This is a genomic window from Terribacillus sp. DMT04 (assembly GCF_019056395.1).
GTDB classification, from domain to species: domain Bacteria; phylum Bacillota; class Bacilli; order Bacillales; family Amphibacillaceae; genus Terribacillus; species Terribacillus aidingensis_A.
The window spans coordinates 2,681,644-2,698,692 of the sequence record NZ_CP077639.1 but is presented as its reverse complement, the minus strand read 5'-3'; the positions used below and the strand labels follow the sequence as shown (position 1 = coordinate 2,698,692).

At 38.8% G+C, this 17,049-nt stretch carries 11 protein-coding genes; 7 read left to right on the top strand and 4 right to left on the bottom strand.

Annotated features, from left to right (window positions below; translation table 11 throughout):
- Positions 1–143 precede the first annotated feature (143 nt).
- The 4 genes from KS242_RS14070 to KS242_RS14055 all read left to right on the top strand — a co-directional run bounded on the left by KS242_RS14070 (position 144) and on the right by KS242_RS14055 (position 9,990).
- The gene (locus KS242_RS14070; RefSeq protein ID WP_217321906.1) at positions 144–2,042 is read left to right on the top strand and encodes a glycosyltransferase; all 1,899 of its coding nucleotides are present in this window, start codon (positions 144–146) and stop codon (positions 2,040–2,042) included.
- A 385-nt stretch (positions 2,043–2,427) separates the two neighbouring features.
- Positions 2,428–5,697, top strand: a complete 3,270-nt coding sequence (locus KS242_RS14065; RefSeq protein WP_217321905.1) for an N-acetylglucosaminidase — start codon at positions 2,428–2,430, stop codon at positions 5,695–5,697.
- 191 nt (positions 5,698–5,888) lie between these two features.
- Entirely contained in the window at positions 5,889–8,939 is a 3,051-nt protein-coding gene (locus tag KS242_RS14060; RefSeq protein ID WP_217321904.1) for a peptidoglycan recognition protein family protein, read from the top strand.
- Positions 8,940–9,249: 310 nt separating this feature from the next.
- On the top strand, positions 9,250–9,990 hold the full coding sequence (locus KS242_RS14055; RefSeq protein WP_254391720.1) for a WecB/TagA/CpsF family glycosyltransferase: 741 nt from the start codon (positions 9,250–9,252) through the stop codon (positions 9,988–9,990).
- Between the two features lie 10 nt (positions 9,991–10,000).
- Here the strand turns inward: KS242_RS14055 and tagH are convergent, their stop codons facing one another.
- The 3 genes from tagH to KS242_RS14040 form a co-directional block, all read right to left on the bottom strand.
- Positions 10,001–10,783: a teichoic acids export ABC transporter ATP-binding subunit TagH gene (tagH, locus tag KS242_RS14050; protein WP_217321903.1), complete on the bottom strand. Its 783-nt coding sequence runs from the start codon at positions 10,781–10,783 to the stop codon at positions 10,001–10,003.
- Positions 10,784–10,798: 15 nt separating this feature from the next.
- Positions 10,799–11,632 carry an ABC transporter permease gene (locus KS242_RS14045; protein ID WP_217321902.1) on the bottom strand — a complete coding sequence of 278 codons (834 nt, stop codon included), beginning with the start codon at positions 11,630–11,632 and terminating at the stop codon, positions 10,799–10,801.
- Between the two features lie 156 nt (positions 11,633–11,788).
- Positions 11,789–13,096, bottom strand: coding sequence for an LCP family protein (locus KS242_RS14040; protein ID WP_217321901.1), 1,308 nt, complete (start codon positions 13,094–13,096; stop codon positions 11,789–11,791).
- A 247-nt stretch (positions 13,097–13,343) separates the two neighbouring features.
- Between KS242_RS14040 and KS242_RS14035 the strand changes: the two genes are divergently transcribed.
- The 3 genes from KS242_RS14035 to KS242_RS14025 all read left to right on the top strand — a co-directional run bounded on the left by KS242_RS14035 (position 13,344) and on the right by KS242_RS14025 (position 14,005).
- Positions 13,344–13,571 carry a DUF1659 domain-containing protein gene (locus KS242_RS14035; protein WP_254391719.1) on the top strand — a complete coding sequence of 76 codons (228 nt, stop codon included), beginning with the start codon at positions 13,344–13,346 and terminating at the stop codon, positions 13,569–13,571.
- Between the two features lie 26 nt (positions 13,572–13,597).
- On the top strand, positions 13,598–13,807 hold the full coding sequence (locus KS242_RS14030; RefSeq protein WP_097039296.1) for a DUF2922 domain-containing protein: 210 nt from the start codon (positions 13,598–13,600) through the stop codon (positions 13,805–13,807).
- Between the two features lie 63 nt (positions 13,808–13,870).
- Entirely contained in the window at positions 13,871–14,005 is a 135-nt protein-coding gene (locus tag KS242_RS14025; protein ID WP_077307232.1) for a YvrJ family protein, read from the top strand.
- Between the two features lie 23 nt (positions 14,006–14,028).
- Here the strand turns inward: KS242_RS14025 and KS242_RS14020 are convergent, their stop codons facing one another.
- A complete protein-coding gene (locus KS242_RS14020; RefSeq protein ID WP_217321900.1) occupies positions 14,029–17,034 on the bottom strand; it encodes an ATP-binding protein in 3,006 nt (1,001 codons plus the stop codon).
- Positions 17,035–17,049 lie beyond the last annotated feature (15 nt).

Below are 17,049 nucleotides of genomic sequence, written 5' to 3'. Positions count from 1 at the left end.
CACCTAACTAAATGAAAATACTTTTAAGTTTGCGCTTTTGTGTGTAAGCTTTTATAGTATAATTTCTTCCCTTATTAGTTACAGAAAATAGTATAATTAGTAATTGCGGTCATTCATTTTACATATAACATGGAGGTCTTAGTATGAATGTAGTATATATTACGAGCAGGTTAGATAAGGATCACGGTGGGTTAACCGCTTCATTACTTAATAAAGCCAGGATATTGGATGAATTGAAGGACTTAGGATCAACAATACTTACTTTTCACTTGGATCAAAAATTCACAGAAGTTAGAAAAGAGATTGCGGCGCGTTATAATTTATCCAATAATATTCGTATAGAAAATATAAATGATTTTTACAGAAGCAGGAATCAACTCCATGAAATGATTAAGTTCGAGATTCTAGAGAATGACTGTTTAGAGGTAAACATTTCAAATACAAAACGCGAGCTCTACAAAGATGGCATTAAAGTAATGGAAAAAGTATATAAAGATGATAATCTAGCAGAGTTATTATATTTCAACCCTAATAACGAAATGTATAAAAAAGAAACACTGGATCCGGATGGTTACCTATATTCCAGAAGCTTTTATTTGAATGGTTACATATCAAGACAGGTTTTATATAGGAAAGATCAGTCTGTATATCTGACTAGAGAGTTCGATGCAGCAAACGGTAAGGATACAATCAAGAGTATTATATTATTCCTTTCGAATGGAAGGTATCAAAGGTTTACTGATTTTGATGCTTTTAAAAAATATTTTGTTATGGAATTTGTAGAAGCTTCGTTAACCTATCTGGTAGGAGAAGCCAGAGGTTTGGATTCGGTTATACTTAGTATAGACAATGAAAATGTAAGAAAAGTATTTATGACCCACAGTATACATATTCGCCCTGGCACAGATATTATCCGAGCGGGTAATAGACCCGTATTAAATAACTTAAATGATGTCGATTCCCTTGTACTGCTCACGGAAAAACAAAAAAAAGATGTAATTAATAGATTCGGAAATCGAAGCAATTATTGTGTTATACCGCATTCTATTGAAGAGAAAGAAATAAAGCATAAGAAAAATAATAAAGAAGTTGTACTCATTTCAAGATTACATGAGGAAAAAAATATAGAAGATGCAATCAAAGCTTTCAGCATAGTTAGTAAGAAGGTGCATGATGCAAAACTTCTTATCTACGGTGAGGGCCCACATCGAAGTATTTTAGACAAGTTAATTACAGACTTAAAAGTGAAAGATAATGTAATTTTAAAAGGATATTCCAGTAATGTTGATGAGGTACTGCAAAAAGCAGATTGTTCAATACTTACGTCTAACTATGAAGGATTTGGGCTCGTGGTACAGGAAAGTCTTGCAAATGGGACGCCTGTTATAGCTTATGATATAAAATATGGTCCATCTGATATGATTCATAATGGTGAGAATGGTTTTCTGGTAGAAGATAAGAATGTGGAAAGATTGGCAGAGAAGATTACACATTATTTGAATTTGAGCCAGGATGAAAAAGCAATGTTCCAAGAAAAAGCACTGTATTATATTAAGGACTTCACCCATGAAAAGTTTGCAGAGAAGTGGCTGCAGTTATTCAGAGATACTGAAAAGAAGGTTAGTCCATATGATGTAAGCACCAAATTATTAGATATTAAAGAAAGTAATAAGTATGTATACAAGCTTCTAGTAGAAATAACGTGTAAGACGGAACGCGATGTACATCCGACAATTAAAGGTCTGTTTTATTTACGATCAACGTTGGAAAATAAAGAAAAACGAGAGTCTGTTGCTTTAAATGCAGAACTTACAGACAGCAGAGAAGGAAAAAAGATATATTCTGTAACCTTTGATGCAAAATCTATGCAAAAAAATGAAACGTACGATTTCAGTATTGAAGTTCAAGACGGAACTACTTATCATAATATAAGAGTGGGAAATAAAAGAGAAGTAAAAGGGGACTTAAGTAAGATATCAAACCGTAAAGTCAAACCTTATTTCACTGAGAAACATGGTAATTTAAGTTTTAAGATAAATTAATGTCATAGAGCTATATGGAAAAACCAAACAACACTGTCTTTAATTGCAGGTTGTTTGGTTTTTTTTATTTTCTTATATCCTAACCTAGGCGAAGTGGAGTCTATTACTGAACTAATCCAAAAGGGCTACTTTGCACTACTTTCCTTGTGTTTGTTTTAGTAGATTTGCCAACAAATTTATAAATGAGTAAATTTTTGATGATTATTGTTAAAAATTGTTTAAGTTTGTAATATAATTAACATTGGTAAGTTTATATGCGTATAGACTTTATACCTATGAATTCTCTGAAGGTGGTGCTCTTATAGTCTCGGGTTTATAGATAGACATACATATTAGTCTCTATTCTTTGCACATTGAAAATCAAATAAGCCGTTGGGGGAGAATTATGAGAAAAGTCGCAAGTCTTATTGTACTGCTGCTATTATTAAACTTAACTGCACCTGTTTATAGTTCAGCTGCAGAAAATACTGAAAAAACATCATCCCAAACAACAACAGAAGTCATTGATCAGGATAAGGTTGTCCCTGCAACTAGTCAAGATGATGTAAATTTAGAAGCCGAAGTGGAAACTAAAGATACAAAAGCTGTTGAGGTGGAGAAGATAGAAGCTGAAAATCCAGTTGAAACAGAGAAGGAAAAATCAACGGAAGAGGCATCCACTAAACAAGTTACGCCCGAATCATTATCAGAAGAGAACAATAGTGCGACTGAAAATGATGAAGAAGTAAATTCTGCTCCTGAAGAGAAGAAGTCCGAAGATGAAACAAATGCACAAAAAGCACCAGTAGCAGAAGACAAGGTCACACAGGCGAAAGAAAAAGTTCAAGAGGAGAAAACAATTTCTTCATCTGGCAGCATATCCGCAAAAGCTGAGAACGTATTAGAGTGGGGTTCTACGAGCAAGCTAGGACACCTTGGCAACAACTCCCGTATATACGCAGATTTAGCTAGTCTATCATCGTACAAAGTTGCCAAAGAAGCTAGACTTACAAATGCGGTATATTATGCAAAACAACAAGCGAAAAGAAACGGTGAGTTATTTTATCGTATTAGTACGCAGCCGCATAGTGGTGTAGTAGGCTGGGTGAAAGCATCTGAGTTTAATGAACGCACTCACAAATCTATCAGCAATGATAGAAAGACTTTGTATGTAAAAGGAACTGGTGAAGCTTTTACAAAAGCATGGGGCGGTTCTAAAGACAAAGTTTATACATTGTCTTCATTAAAAGGAGAAAAGTTTGAGGTTAATTTAACTGAAACTGTTGGTACCAATACATGGTACCGCGGAATGCTCAATGGCAAGAATGTATTTATCCATTCTGCTTACCTTACAACTAGTCCCAACGGTGCAACAGTGAGTGCAACAAGTAAGTTAGGGCATCTTGGTAATAGTTCTCGTATATACACAGATTTATCTAATCTGTCTTCATACAAAGTTGCCAAAGATACTGGACTTACAAATGCAGTATATTATGCAAAGCAGCAAGCAGATTTGAATGGTGAGTTATTTTACAAGATTAGTACACAGCCAAGCAGTAAACATGGTGTAGTGGGCTGGGTAAAAGCTTCTCAGTTTAATGAACGTACTCATAAATCTATCAGTAATGATAGAAAGACTTTGTATGTAAAAGGAACTGGCGAAGCTTTTACTAAAGCATGGGGTGGTTCTAAAGACAAAGTTTATACGCTGTCTTCACTAAAAGGAGAAAAGTTTGAGGTTAATTTGACTGAAACTGTAGGTACCAATACATGGTACCGTGGAATGCTGGACGGTAAGAATGTATTTATCCATTCTTCTTATGTTAAAGAAGTTGTAGCAAAAGAAAGTTCTACGAGTAAGTTAGGACATCTTGGCAACAATTCACGTATATATGCGGATCTATCTAATCTGTCTTCATACAAAGTTGCTGAAGAAGCTGGGCTTACAAATGCAGTGTATTATGCAAAGCTGAAAGCAGATCTAAATGGTGAATTATATTACAAGATTAGCACGCAGCCAAGCAGCAAAAATGGTGTAGTAGGTTGGGTGAAGGCATCAGAATTTAATGAGCGAACACACAAATCTATCAATAATGATAGAAAGACTTTATATGTTAAAGGAACTGGCGAAGCTTTTACGAAAGCATGGGGCGGTTCTAAAAACAAAGTTTATACACTGTCTTCATTAAAAGGAGAAAAGTTCGAAGTTAATTTGACTGAAACTGTTGGTTCGAACACATGGTACCGCGGAATGCTTAAAGGCAAGAATGTCTTTATCCATTCTTCCTACGTTGAATCATATAAAGACATTGGTGTGGAAAGTTCTACAAGCCGATTAGGCCATTTGAGAAAAGATGCAGTTGTTTATAAGCATTGGTATGATCAGTCAGAAGGAAAAGTTGCCTCCGAGGCAAACCTTACGGATACTGTTTACTACGTTAAACGCCAAGTGAAGGCAGCTGACGAAGTGTTTTATTTGATTAGCTTAGAACCGAGTGCAAAAAACGGAGTTTTAGGCTGGGTGCGAAGCAGAGATCTAAACAGCCGATCTCATAAAGGAATTGATAAAGAACATAAAACTTTCTATGTAAATGGGAAAGGTACATCCTATACTAAGGCTTGGGGTGGGTCAAAAGATATTGTTAAAGCTAATTTATCCGATTATGCGGGCGAAACATTCTCTGTGACACTAACGGAGAGAGTAGGAAGTAATGTTTGGTACCGAGGTGTGATGAATAACAAAACAATGTGGCTTCACGAGTCTTTTGTTACCGAAAGTTATCAAAGAAACACACAGTATGATTTGACTCTTCAAGAAGCAATCAATATTCAGAAAGATGCAGGCGCTCAAACAGATAATGAGTATAGTGCTTATGTATCAATGGATTATATCGATAATAGTAAAGTAACCGCTGACTTACTTAATGTAAGAGGAGGTCCAAGTAAAGATTACTGGATTCTAGGGACTTTAAGTAAAGACTCTAAAGTGAATATTATTGGTAAGTCAGGCAGCTGGTATAAGATTGAATTTACCGGCGATCGTCAATGGGTGAATGCCAGCCCTAGCGACATTGCTTACTACTTAAATCCAAATAATTTTCTAGATAATGAGAAACAAAAGTTTCAATTTCTAGACTTAACACGCGCAAGTGAGATTGATAAAGAAACACTAAATGCTTACATTGAGAAAAAAGCTCCGAAAGACAGTACATTGCGCGGCCAAGCGGAAGCATTCATTGAGGCTAGTAAGCTTTATGGGATTAATGATATTTACCTGGTTTCTCATGCTTTATTAGAGACAGGAAATGGAACGTCTTCATTGGCTAAAGGGAATAGTTACAAAGGTAAGACAGTATATAATATGTACGGTATTGGTGCTTTTGATAAGTGTCCACTTGAATGTGGTGTGAAGCGAGCATATGAAGAAGGTTGGTTTACACCTTATGATGCGATTGTAGGCGGAGCACAATATATTGGGAATGGTTATATAAAAAATGGTCAAAATACATTGTACAAAATGCGTTGGAATCCTGAGGGAATGGCAAATTTAGGTACAGCTAGTCACCAATATGCAACAGATATTGGATGGGCATCCAAGCAAGTTTCAACAATGTTTAACCTTTATCAAGAAATTGGCGTTTACACGCTTTACTTAGACATACCACACTATAATTAATAAAAAGTACATTGTCCTAAACAGGGCAATGTATTTTTTTTGCATTTATAACTTTAAATTGAAAGCGAAATACCGATATATAGGTATGGAGGGGTGAAGTTTATAAAATGAGCTATATGCCCTCTGTAGGCCTAAAGGAGGAAAAAGTTTTACAACTATCTTAGACTTAATCTAACATAAGGGGTTTGTTTATGAGAAGAGTATTAAGTATGATCTTGGTTGCCATATTAGTAGTTAGTTCTATCCCAATAGATGTTAAAGGGCAGTCCATACCAAAAGACACAGAAAAACCTGCAGATATATTAGAGGGTTCACAAGAAACCAACAATCAAAATGTAGGTGAAGAAGAGAGTGAAATAGTAGAGACAGAGGTACCTGCCGAAAAGAATACAATAGAAAACAATGACACAAGTGATGAAAGTGCTGAAGAGCTAACTTCAGATAATGTCACAAAGCAATCAGAAGACACAGAAAGTCTAAATCAAGATAATAGGAATAATGTTCAAGCTGAAAATGAAGATAAGAAAGAAGATACAGCAAGTGAAACAGCAGCTGTAAAAAAGAGTACAGAGAAGGAAGATACCGAGGTTGAAACAGAAGAACCGAGAGTCTCTGAATCTGAGAACGCAGATCCAATAGATGCAACCGATAGCGAATCAAAGGTTAATGAATTTGGAATCAAAGAAGGAACAATGGTTTACGGAATGGACATTAGTAAACTAACGGAAGAAGAGCTTCAATACATACCAAAAGATTGGCGAGATGGTATAGAGGAAAAAGAAGCTGAATCTCCTGAGGAGCCAAAGTTCTATTCGAAGAGTGCATATCCAGATGTGAATGACTGGATCTTAAAGAATACGCCGTCAACTGCAAATGTAAAATATGAGTATAAAAATTTCTTTGCACAATTCAACTATAGATATGGATATGGCAAGGTAGAAGGTGTTGTAGCACATGAAACAGCAAATCCACACTCTACTATCCGTTCGGAAATAGATTTTATGTCAAGAAATCATAACAATGCTTTTGTACATGCCTTTGTTGATCACGGTAACATTATTGAGATTCATCCGACAAATCGTGCAGCATGGGGAGCAGGATTCTTTGCTAATCAACGCTTTGTGCATGTAGAGCTAGTAGAAGAAGATAGATTTGTTGATTTTGCTAAGTCTATTAATAACTACTCTGATTACTTAGCATCGATTTTATATAAATATAATCTTGGTGTAACAGATGCAGAAAGAAGTGGCACTGGTACACTCTGGTCTCATAATGCAGTATCTAAGTTCTTAGGAGGAACAAACCATACAGATCCCATTGGCTACTTTGGAAGATGGGGCTATAGTTGGAATGAATTTGTTGAATTAGTAAAACTAAAGTATGCGGCTAAATCAATAAAAGAATCATCAACTAGTAAGCTAGGTCATATTCGATCCAGTCAATCAAAGATTTACAGCAATCTCGCAAATCTGCAATCTAGCAAGAAAGCGGGCAGCACATACACTAATCAAGTATATTATATTAAAAAAGAAGCAAAGCGTAATGGACAGCTTTACTATCTTCTTAGTAAGAAGCCAAGCAGCACTTCGGGTACTATCGGATGGATGCGCGCCAGTGACGTGACTGTTTACCACCATAAATCCATTGATAAGACAAAGAGAGACTATATCATTAATGGAAATGGAAAAGCTTATACAAAGGCTTGGGGTGGTTCTAAGAACTTTGTATATAATCTTTCTTCTTATAGGGGAAGCACACTTCACGTTAATTTATCAGAAGCTGTAGGCAGTAATTTGTGGCTGCGCGGAACATTGAATGGCAAGCAGGTATGGGTTCACTCCAGCTATGTAACAGCAAAGGGGAAAACATCTTATACAAGTAAGCTAGGGCACTTGAAGAGCAATTCTAAAATATATAAAGACCCATTAAAGCCTAGCACTGTACGAATTGCTGGAAACAAAGACCTAAATCAAGTTTACTATATCAAGAAGCAAATAGACTCGAACGGTGAAAGGTATTACTTAATCAGCTATTCACCGAGCAGTACTAGTGGTACATTAGGTTGGGTCAAAGCAACGGATATGTCAGTTCACGAGCATAAGGGAGTATCCAAAACACCTAAAACACTCTACGTTAAAGGTACAGGTACCGCTTATAATAAAGCTTGGGGCGGATCAAAAAACAAGATTTACAAGCTCTCTTCTCTAAAAGGAGAGAAGTTTAAAGTAAACCTGACAGAAAAAGTCGGCAGTAATACATGGTACCGAGGGATGCTTCATGGAAAGAATGTTTTTATACACTCTTCATTCGTCACGACTAGTATGGAAGTTAAGACGAGTCAGCTAGGGCATCTAGGAGATAATGCACGCATTTATACAAATCTGTCTAATCCCTCTTCCTACAAGGTTGCAGGGAAAGATGGCTTTACAAATGCCGTCTACTATGCAAAAAGACAAGCGAAGCTAAATGGAGAATTGTATTATAAAATAAGCACCCAGCCAAGCAGCACAGCAGGTGTTGTCGGCTGGGTAAAAGCTTCTGACTTTAACCACCGAGGGCATAAATCAATCAGTCATAACAGAAAAACATTGTATGTGAAGGGAACTGGCGAAGCTTTTACAAAAGCATGGGGCGGTTCTAAAAATAAAGTTTACACACTTTCTTCGTTAAAAGGAGAAAAATTCGAAGTGAACCTAACAGAAAAAGTCGGCAGCAATACATGGTACCGAGGAATGCTGAATGGAAAGAATGTGTTTATTCATTCTTCCTATGTGAGCGAGAGTGTGCAAAGCAGAACAAGCATGCTGGGTCATCTTAGGAATAACACGCATATCTATAGGGATTTAGGTAATCTCTCATCTTACAAAGTTGCGGGGAGAGATAGCTATACAAATGCAGTTTATTATGCCAAGAGACAAGCCAAGCTCAATGGGGTACTATACTACAAAATAAGTACAAAACCAAGTAGCTCATCGGGTGTTATCGGATGGGTGAAAGCATCTGAATTTAATCATCGATCACATAAATCAATTAGTAAAAATAGGAAAACATTGTATGTAAAAGGTTCTGGTGAGGCATTTACAAAAGCATGGGGTGGCTCAAAAAACAAAGTTTATTCATTGTCTTCATTAAAGGGAGAAAAGTTTGAAGTTAACCTGACAGAAAAAGTCGGAACCAATACATGGTACCGAGGAATACTACGTGGTAAGAATGTATTTATTCACTCTTCTTATGTCAGATAATTGATGGATATAGTACAGTTACTTTACTTTGTAAATAAGTTCTTATATATATGGCTTACAGTCTGTAAGGTAACCGAAATGAGCAGCTGGAATATCACAAAGTAAGGAAGGTACTGACTATAGTAAACATTGAAAAAAGAACACATTAGAGCTCATCGTGCTCATTGTGTTCTTTTTTATTTGTGTCTCTAATGAATTGAAATGTAAAGTTATTGTGTATAATTGTAAAGTTTTTGTTTTCATGGCATAATGGGAAAGTCTATTCTAGAGACTAAAGAAGTCTGTTATAGTCTTGAAAGGTTGTTAGGACTTGGATAATGAAAAAGTAGAGGTAATGCAAATTCCTTTCGATAAACTAACTCAAAAGGAATTATTAAAGCATTTGTATAAGCGTATAGAGAAGAATCAAAGGACATTTATTGTAACAGCAAATCCTGAAATTGTGATGCAGACACGCATTGATCATATATATAAAGAGAGCGTACAAAGTGCTGATTACATTATTCCTGATGGTGCTGGTATCGTTGTTGCATCGAAAATATTAGGAAATCCAATAGAAGAACGTGTGACGGGCTTTGACTTGATGTTCAGATTGCTTAGTTATGCAGACAAGCATAATTTGAGCTGCTACTTTTTAGGTGCTACCGAGGAGGTAAATGAGCGGGCTGTTAACCACGTGATGTCACAATATCCAGGTATCGTTATTGCTGGAAGGCACAACGGCTACTTTACAAACGATGAAGAAGTTGCTGAGCATGTGGCTGCAACTAAACCTGACTTTGTTTTTGCTGCACTTGGATTTCCGAAGCAAGAAAAGTGGATTGCTGCACATCAACACCTATTTGAAAAAGGCGTTTTGATGGGCGTTGGCGGTGTTTTCGATATACTTGCTGGACAGGTTAGCCGTGCACCGCGTATTTGGATCAAATTAAATTTGGAGTGGGCGTATCGCTTAGTAAAACAGCCATTCCGCTGGAAAAGAATATTAAAGGCATTTGAGTTTATGTTCCGGATTGTTCTCGGTCGAAACAAAAATAAGGCAGGAAGCTAAGCTTCCTGCCTTATTTGCTTTCTAAGACGCTTTGTCGATAAGCGTCTTTTTCTGCTTTTGTTTTCTTCTTATAGTCATTCAAGAAGGCTTCATATTTAGGAATTACTTCCTCAATTGTACCGTATTCACGTACGTGTCCAAATTCCAGCCAAAGTATCTTGTCGCAGAATTGTTTCATCTGGCCGATAGAGTGACTTACAAAAATCATTGTCTTACCTCTATCTTTGAATTCCTGCATCTTTGCCAAGCTTTTTTCAGCAAAAGCTTTATCTCCTACAGAGAGAGCTTCGTCAATAATGAGTATTTCTGGATCGATGTTGACCGAAATCGAAAATCCGAGCCTTGATTTCATCCCGCTGGAATAGTTCTTAACAGGCTGGTCGATAAATTTCTCGAGTTCTGCAAATTCTATTATTTCTGGTTCTAACTTGCGTATTTCTTTCTGGCTTAAACCGAGCATCAGGCATTTCAATTCAATGTTCTGCCTGCCTGTCAGATCTCCCTTTAATCCAGCTGCAACAGCAATTAAGGCTGCTTCACCGTTTAATGTAACGGTACCAGTCGTCTCGGGGACAATGCCTGAGATGATGTTGGACAAAGTAGACTTACCAGAACCATTTATTCCGATAAACCCAACTACGTCTCCTTTGTCTGCTGTAAAGTTGACATTGCGCAGTGCATAGAAGTCTTCACCATAATTCTTCGGCAAGATGATATCTTTAATGCGGTCTGAACTCTTGCTATATAATTTATACTTTTTACTCACGTTCTCCACAATAATTGATTTTTCCATAATAAACCCTTTCGTTTAAAGAAAGTCTATAAAATGTCTTCGGAATCTAACATGTAATATTGAACCTATTGTAAACAGAATAATCGTTACTACCCAGAAATAGATAGAGTATTGCCAGGAGTTGATTAAGTACCAGCCATGTTGACCTAGCAAACCTGCTCGGTAGCCCTCCACTAAGTAATAAAGTGGATTAAGCTTCATTAATGTATCCAGAAAACCGGGAAGATTTTGTGATGTCCATAATATCGGTGTTAAATACAATACCATGCGCAGTACTGCTTGTAACAATAACTGAATATCACGTATAAGTGTAGTCAAAGTCGTCATTAGTAAAGCAAATGCATACGTAAATGCAAATCCCGCAAATATAAAATAAGGTAGCTGAAGGATATAGATACTGATTGTATAACCAGTTATTTGCGCTATAACAAGTGCTATCACAATTAGTATTAAATGCGGATAGAACTTAGAAAAGATCGTAATGTTAGGGATAACACTCATTGGGAAGTTCATCTTAGACAACAATCGCAGCCTTGTATAAATTGATTTGGCTCCTTGAGTAGCAGCAGGCTGGAAAAACATCCAAAGAATGAGCCCGGTTATTAACCACGGCAGAAACTGTATAGGTTCTCCTCCAGATGGATTGTCTATTTCCTTCTTCTCGCCTCCGCTGATAAGATAGCCGAATACAAGCCAGTAAATAGCAATCTGAATAAGAGGGCTTAGAATCTCCCATGCCAATCCAAGATAATTAGCACTATTGTTATTTCTTAATTCATAAAGTGAAATGCGTCGAATGAGATTAAAATGCTTAAATTGTTCTTTTAGAACAGTAATTGCTGATTTCATAAAAGCGTCCTTCCTGCTAGGATGTTCTTTTTGTTCAGACCTCTTAAATTATACTAGCAACAATGCTAGAAAACAATTTTATTTTACATTGCCTTTACTTTCAAGCTGATGGACATAAGGAACTGCCACCCAAAATGAGGTGGCAGTTTTATTAGTTTATGGTGTTGTCGTGCTTTCTGACGTGCCATATGGTTGGCTCGTGCTATCGTAAGAACTGGAAGAGTCAGTACTGTTATAAGTAGAGCCAGTATCTGTGCTGCTCTCTGTATATCCATTAGAACTGCTGCCAGTAGAGTCGTTAGAGCCTGTACTGTCATAAGCAGAGCCAGTATCTGTACTGCTGTCTGTATATCCATTAGAACTGCTGTTTCCAGCAGCATCGGTAGTACCAGTGCCGTCTGTCCCATCAGTCGTTCCTGTACTATCATATACACCGCTGCTTCCAGTTTCAACGCTATCCGTGTCTATCTTCACCGATAACCCAAGATGTTCACGCAGTTCTTTCTGTGCATCTGCCAGGGATGCCGGATCGACTTGGTAATACCAAATGCCGTCGGAGAGTTTGCCTCCGGTACCGTCAAGGTTCAGCGTATTAATTGTTAACTCGTTGCTTGTACCATAAGAGACAAAGCTCTTAATTTGATCAAATGTTAAGCTCGTCGTTAGGTTGTCCCCAACATCTTGAATTAAGTCATCATACTTAAAGATAGAACTTGCAGAGGAAGCTTTGCTGATCATTGCTTTAATGATCTCCTGCTGACGCTTTCCGCGTTCGATATCATTGTCGTAGTGGCGGGTACGTGCAAGTGCAAGTGCTTCTTCTCCATTAAGTTCTTGTAAGCCTTCCTCTAAGTGGATGGCGTTCTTCTGGTCTTTTGAGTTTTGTTCATATAGTTCATAAGGTACTTCTACTTCAATTCCGCCTAGTGTATCGATAATGTCCATGAAGGCGTTGAAGTTGATTTCGGCATAATAATCGACCGGAACGTTAAGGAAGTTTTCTACTGTTTCAACGCTGGCTTGGGCGCCGCCATAAGCATGTGCATGCGTGATTTTCGTCTTTCTGTCCACTTCTGGAACGTACACGTACGAGTCACGCGGAATGCTTAGCAAGTCTACACTATGCTCTTCTTTGTTGAAAGTAGCTAGAATCATGGCGTCGGAACGTGAATTTGACTGATCTCTTGTGTCGCTGTCATCCACTCCCATAAATAAAATCGAAACATTATCTTCAACGGGGTCGACTGCTGCTTCACGCAAGTTGGATTTTTCCCGTGCATCTGCGACATGCGATTTTTCGATAGCACTGGCAGCAGAACTGTACAAGTGCGCCGCATACGCTGCACCGCCAGCTCCCAAAATTAAAATCGGGAGAAGGATGAGCATTATAATTCGCTTTTTTTTGAGTTTCTTCTTTACTGTTCGCCTAGGAGGCTGAGATTGATTAGGTGACCTTCTTGACATAATTAAGCTCCTTTATATGAATGTATCTGTATATTTATTCGTTGTCTGTTATGGGAAAATGGTGCCTAAAGTCATACATACTATCCTTTATTGTACTATGAAAGCCGATCGACGTAAAATTACTATTAGATTACAAGCAGAGTCTGCTCTCATGCGGGTTCTGCAGTGATTGCTGTCATTTTTCTAAACTTTTTCCACACTTTTTTATCGAGAGCGCCGATTATAGGGGTGAAAGGAGGCGAGAGACATGGCAGTTACATCATCCCATATGAAAACGCGACTCAGCATCGTACTAAACGATGGAGTAGACGCGGAAACAGGCAAAGACAAATACAAAACAAAATCTTTTAACAACGTTCGTCTGGATGCAACACCGGAAGAGCTGTACGCATTCACTAGTGCTTTAGTACCCCTTCAGCAGCGTGAATTGTATACAGTAGAGAAAAACGATCAATCCACTTTGCGTAACGCGTAATTCGACAAATGAAGGAGGCGGAAAGCATGAAGAAACTGGACTTGCAGTTTTTAAATGAGATGGGCAGAACGGTAACAATCAGCTTAGAACAGCCGGTAGAACCAGCCGATGAAGCACTTATCAATGAAGCAATGGATACAATTTTAGCCCAAAATGTTATCACATCAAGCGGTGGACTATTGGTTTCGAAAAAGGGCGCCCGCATTGTTGATCGTACTGTCCAAGAAATATTCTGATACCAAGGGGTGCAGCTTTTGGAAGCTGCGCCCTTTTTCTTATAAGGAGAGGAGGCGGTTCTAATGGAACCATGGCTTGCAATCATAAAAGAATTTGGCTTTCCGGCGGCAGTCACCTTTTATCTGATGCACCGGATTGAGAACAAATTAAATACGCTGATTGCTTCCATTCACAGTTTGCCGGAGAAATTGAAATGAAGAGAAGACCAGCTTCCCTGCAATTAGGGCTGCTGGTCTTCTGCATTTTTGTTAGGTAACGGAAGGCGAATTTGAATGGTCGTTCCAACACCTTCTTCACTGCAAACAAGCAATCCGGATCCATTTATTTTTTGCAGACGTGTATGTGTATTAAGCAAGCCAATACTGTCTTTATGTTCACAGAAAACAGATAAATCTTGCAGCTTAGCGGAAGGTATTCCAACGCCGTTGTCTTTAATGAAGATAACCGCTGTGGCATCTTCTTTATATACCTCGATAATAATGGTGCCGCCATCCTCTTTTGCTTGCAGTCCATGAAGTACGGCATTCTCGACCAAAGGCTGCAGCGTGAGCGGGGGAATGCGCAATTGCACATGCCGATCGATATGCCATTTCACTTGAAGCCGTCTGCCAAAACGTTCTTGCTGGATATATAAATAGGAGCGGACCAAATCGAGTTCCTCTTCAAGCGGAATGCAGCTGGATATATTCTTTCCATTAAAGCTGGACTGCAAATAATTACCGAATTCTTGGAGCAAGCGCATCATCCGATCTGTATCTATCGCACTTAAGGAAGCAATCGTATTCAACGTATTGAACAGGAAATGCGGATGAATTTGGGCTTGAAGCCAGGCTGCTTCCATGCGCAAGCGGTCTTCGATGGAGCTTTTAAGCTCCAACATGGAGTTAATTCGTGTTTTTAGCTCCAGCATGTCGATTGGTTTGGAGACGTACTCATTTGCACCTGCCCGAAAACCTGCATACGCATCTGTCGCTTGAGAGCGAGCTGTTAGCAGTAAAACGGGCAATTCCGTCAGACTGTACGTTTGCCGGACGATTTCTGTCAATCGGAAACCAGACATCTCGGGCATCATGACATCAATAACGAGCAGATCATACTGTTCTTTTGTTAAGCACTCCAAAAATGCAGTTGGTGTGGAAACTGTGTGAATATGATAGCCATCTGGTTCTAATGCTTGTCTTAAGACGACCAAGTTAACCGCATCATCATCTATTGCTAAGATACGTCGGCCAGAGGTTGTTGCTAGATCCGTTTCTATTCTTTCTGCAAGGGTAGAAGCCACTTCTGTATAAGCTGGAGTCTTGGAAGTCGAACGAACATACTGATCAACAGCCAGAGGTAAAGATAATGTAAAGACAGAACCCTTATTTATTTCGGACTCGACAGTCAATGTCCCGCCATGCATTTCTGCCAGCTGTTTACTAATACCGAGACCAAGGCCGATTCCTTCACTTTCCGAGATTGTATTATCTCCCTTTTCATAAGGAAGAAAAATGCGTTCTTGTGTATGCGCATCTATACCTATTCCTGTATCAATCACTTTTACATAAAGCTGTGTCTCATCCGCCGAGACAACTAAGCGAATGCTGCCTTCTGGTGTGAATTTTAAGGCATTATGAAGCATGTTCGTCACAATTTGTGTGACGCGGTGTTCGTCAGCATACACACAAGGAAGGGATTCTGGCATGTCTACATGAATGTCCACGTGTTTTTCCTCAGCCATGAAACGAAGCATGTCTACAGTTCCAATAAGAAGAGGCTCTATTTGCATGGCTGCAGGTTCCAGACGCAGCCGATTTTGCTTCATCTGTGTCACATCGATCAAGTCATTCAGAAGATAAGACATCTTCCGGCTGATCGTTTGAATGAGCTGCAGCTTATATTTGCTTTGATTGTTCAGCTTACTTTCCTGCTCGATTACACTTTGGGCCATGTTCATCATCCCATGTAGCGGAGTACGCAACTCATGTGACGTGTTCGCCAGGAACTGATCTTTCCGCTTTTGTTCCGTTTCCAGCTGTTCGATATACCGTTTGTTTTCTGTTTCTGTCTGGAAGAAACGGATAAACCAAAAGCTGCAGAAACATATGAAAGCGACGGTTATATCGAATGGATAAAAGCCGCTTTTAATTGCTGCTTGCAAAGCATCATCAATGAAGGGAAGATTTCCGACTAAAACAGTCCAAACAACGTGTGAGACAGCTGCCGCACCTGCCAGAAACAGCGGCAGTGCTCTTTCCCCGGTTGTAATTACGGTTCGGAATAAAATCCAGCATACGATGGAAAAAGCAATCATTAAAGAAATGCCTATACCGAGTACATAACGCACATAATCAATTGGCGCTAAAAGGATATAAACTAGGTAAGCTGCATACAACAAAGAAAGCACGCGAAAGAACCACTTGTTTGCTGCGTTCGTGAACGTGACTACGGCAAATAGCAGGAAGAAGAAACTCAACCCAATATAACTAAAATAGACAATTCGCACATGCCAGTTGTGAGACAAATTAATTATATATCCGAACGCATTGTAATCAGATGTAACAACAGCTATCCCGGTCAATAGAACAGCAATGGAGAAATAGAACGTCCCTATCTTCTTTGGTCGCATCAAATAAAGGACAAACGCATAAACCGCATGGATAAACAGAATGGCTCCAACAAAAAATTGGACACCTGCAGCTAAAAACGTTTCCTGCTGGATCTGTTTGCTGGAACCAAATCTTGTCTCAATCAATGCTCTCGCATGGTCATTTCCATGGAATGCATGGAATCGCACATGCAGTCTTATATAGCCGTCTCTAGCTGCTTTTAAATTCGAAATAGCAATAGGAGTCGCTGGTCCTTGATGGAAATCTGGTGTTTGGTAGACGAGCTTGTCATTAGCAAACACGGTCACATCCGCATAGAGTGCGCGCATGGAGAGTGCGTATTGCGCTGCGCTGTCTCCAGTATGTATGTCTAATTCGTATGCACCGATTGCATCATGCGTCATGTATGCTGGCAGCGGGCCATATGCATCCGGCGTTTCTGCATCAGTAAACATCCAATCGCCATTCAATTCAATCGAGTGGCTATTGGCCAAATCAATTTCTCGTACATCTAACTGACCATCTACTGCTGTCGGCTGTATAGCCGGTGTCTGAAAGTGATACCAGACGAATCTGCCTAAAGTCAGTAGTACAGCAAAAGCTAAAATAAGGAGCAGCTTTGTTCTACCTCTCATAATGTTCCTCCTGTA

Excerpts from the sequence above, each read along its gene's own strand:
- KS242_RS14035 (WP_254391719.1), top strand. The coding sequence starts at position 13,344 with ATGGCAGTTACATCATCCCATATGAAAACGCGACTCAGCATCGTACTA.
- KS242_RS14045 (WP_217321902.1), bottom strand. The coding sequence starts at position 11,632 with ATGAAATCAGCAATTACTGTTCTAAAAGAACAATTTAAGCATTTTAAT.
- KS242_RS14040 (WP_217321901.1), bottom strand. The coding sequence starts at position 13,096 with ATGTCAAGAAGGTCACCTAATCAATCTCAGCCTCCTAGGCGAACAGTA.
- KS242_RS14070 (WP_217321906.1), top strand. The coding sequence starts at position 144 with ATGAATGTAGTATATATTACGAGCAGGTTAGATAAGGATCACGGTGGG.
- KS242_RS14065 (WP_217321905.1), top strand. The coding sequence starts at position 2,428 with ATGAGAAAAGTCGCAAGTCTTATTGTACTGCTGCTATTATTAAACTTA.
- tagH (WP_217321903.1), bottom strand. The coding sequence starts at position 10,783 with ATGGAAAAATCAATTATTGTGGAGAACGTGAGTAAAAAGTATAAATTA.
- KS242_RS14060 (WP_217321904.1), top strand. The coding sequence starts at position 5,889 with ATGAGAAGAGTATTAAGTATGATCTTGGTTGCCATATTAGTAGTTAGT.
- KS242_RS14030 (WP_097039296.1), top strand. The coding sequence starts at position 13,598 with ATGAAGAAACTGGACTTGCAGTTTTTAAATGAGATGGGCAGAACGGTA.
- KS242_RS14020 (WP_217321900.1), bottom strand. The coding sequence starts at position 17,034 with ATGAGAGGTAGAACAAAGCTGCTCCTTATTTTAGCTTTTGCTGTACTA.
- KS242_RS14025 (WP_077307232.1), top strand. The coding sequence starts at position 13,871 with ATGGAACCATGGCTTGCAATCATAAAAGAATTTGGCTTTCCGGCGGCA.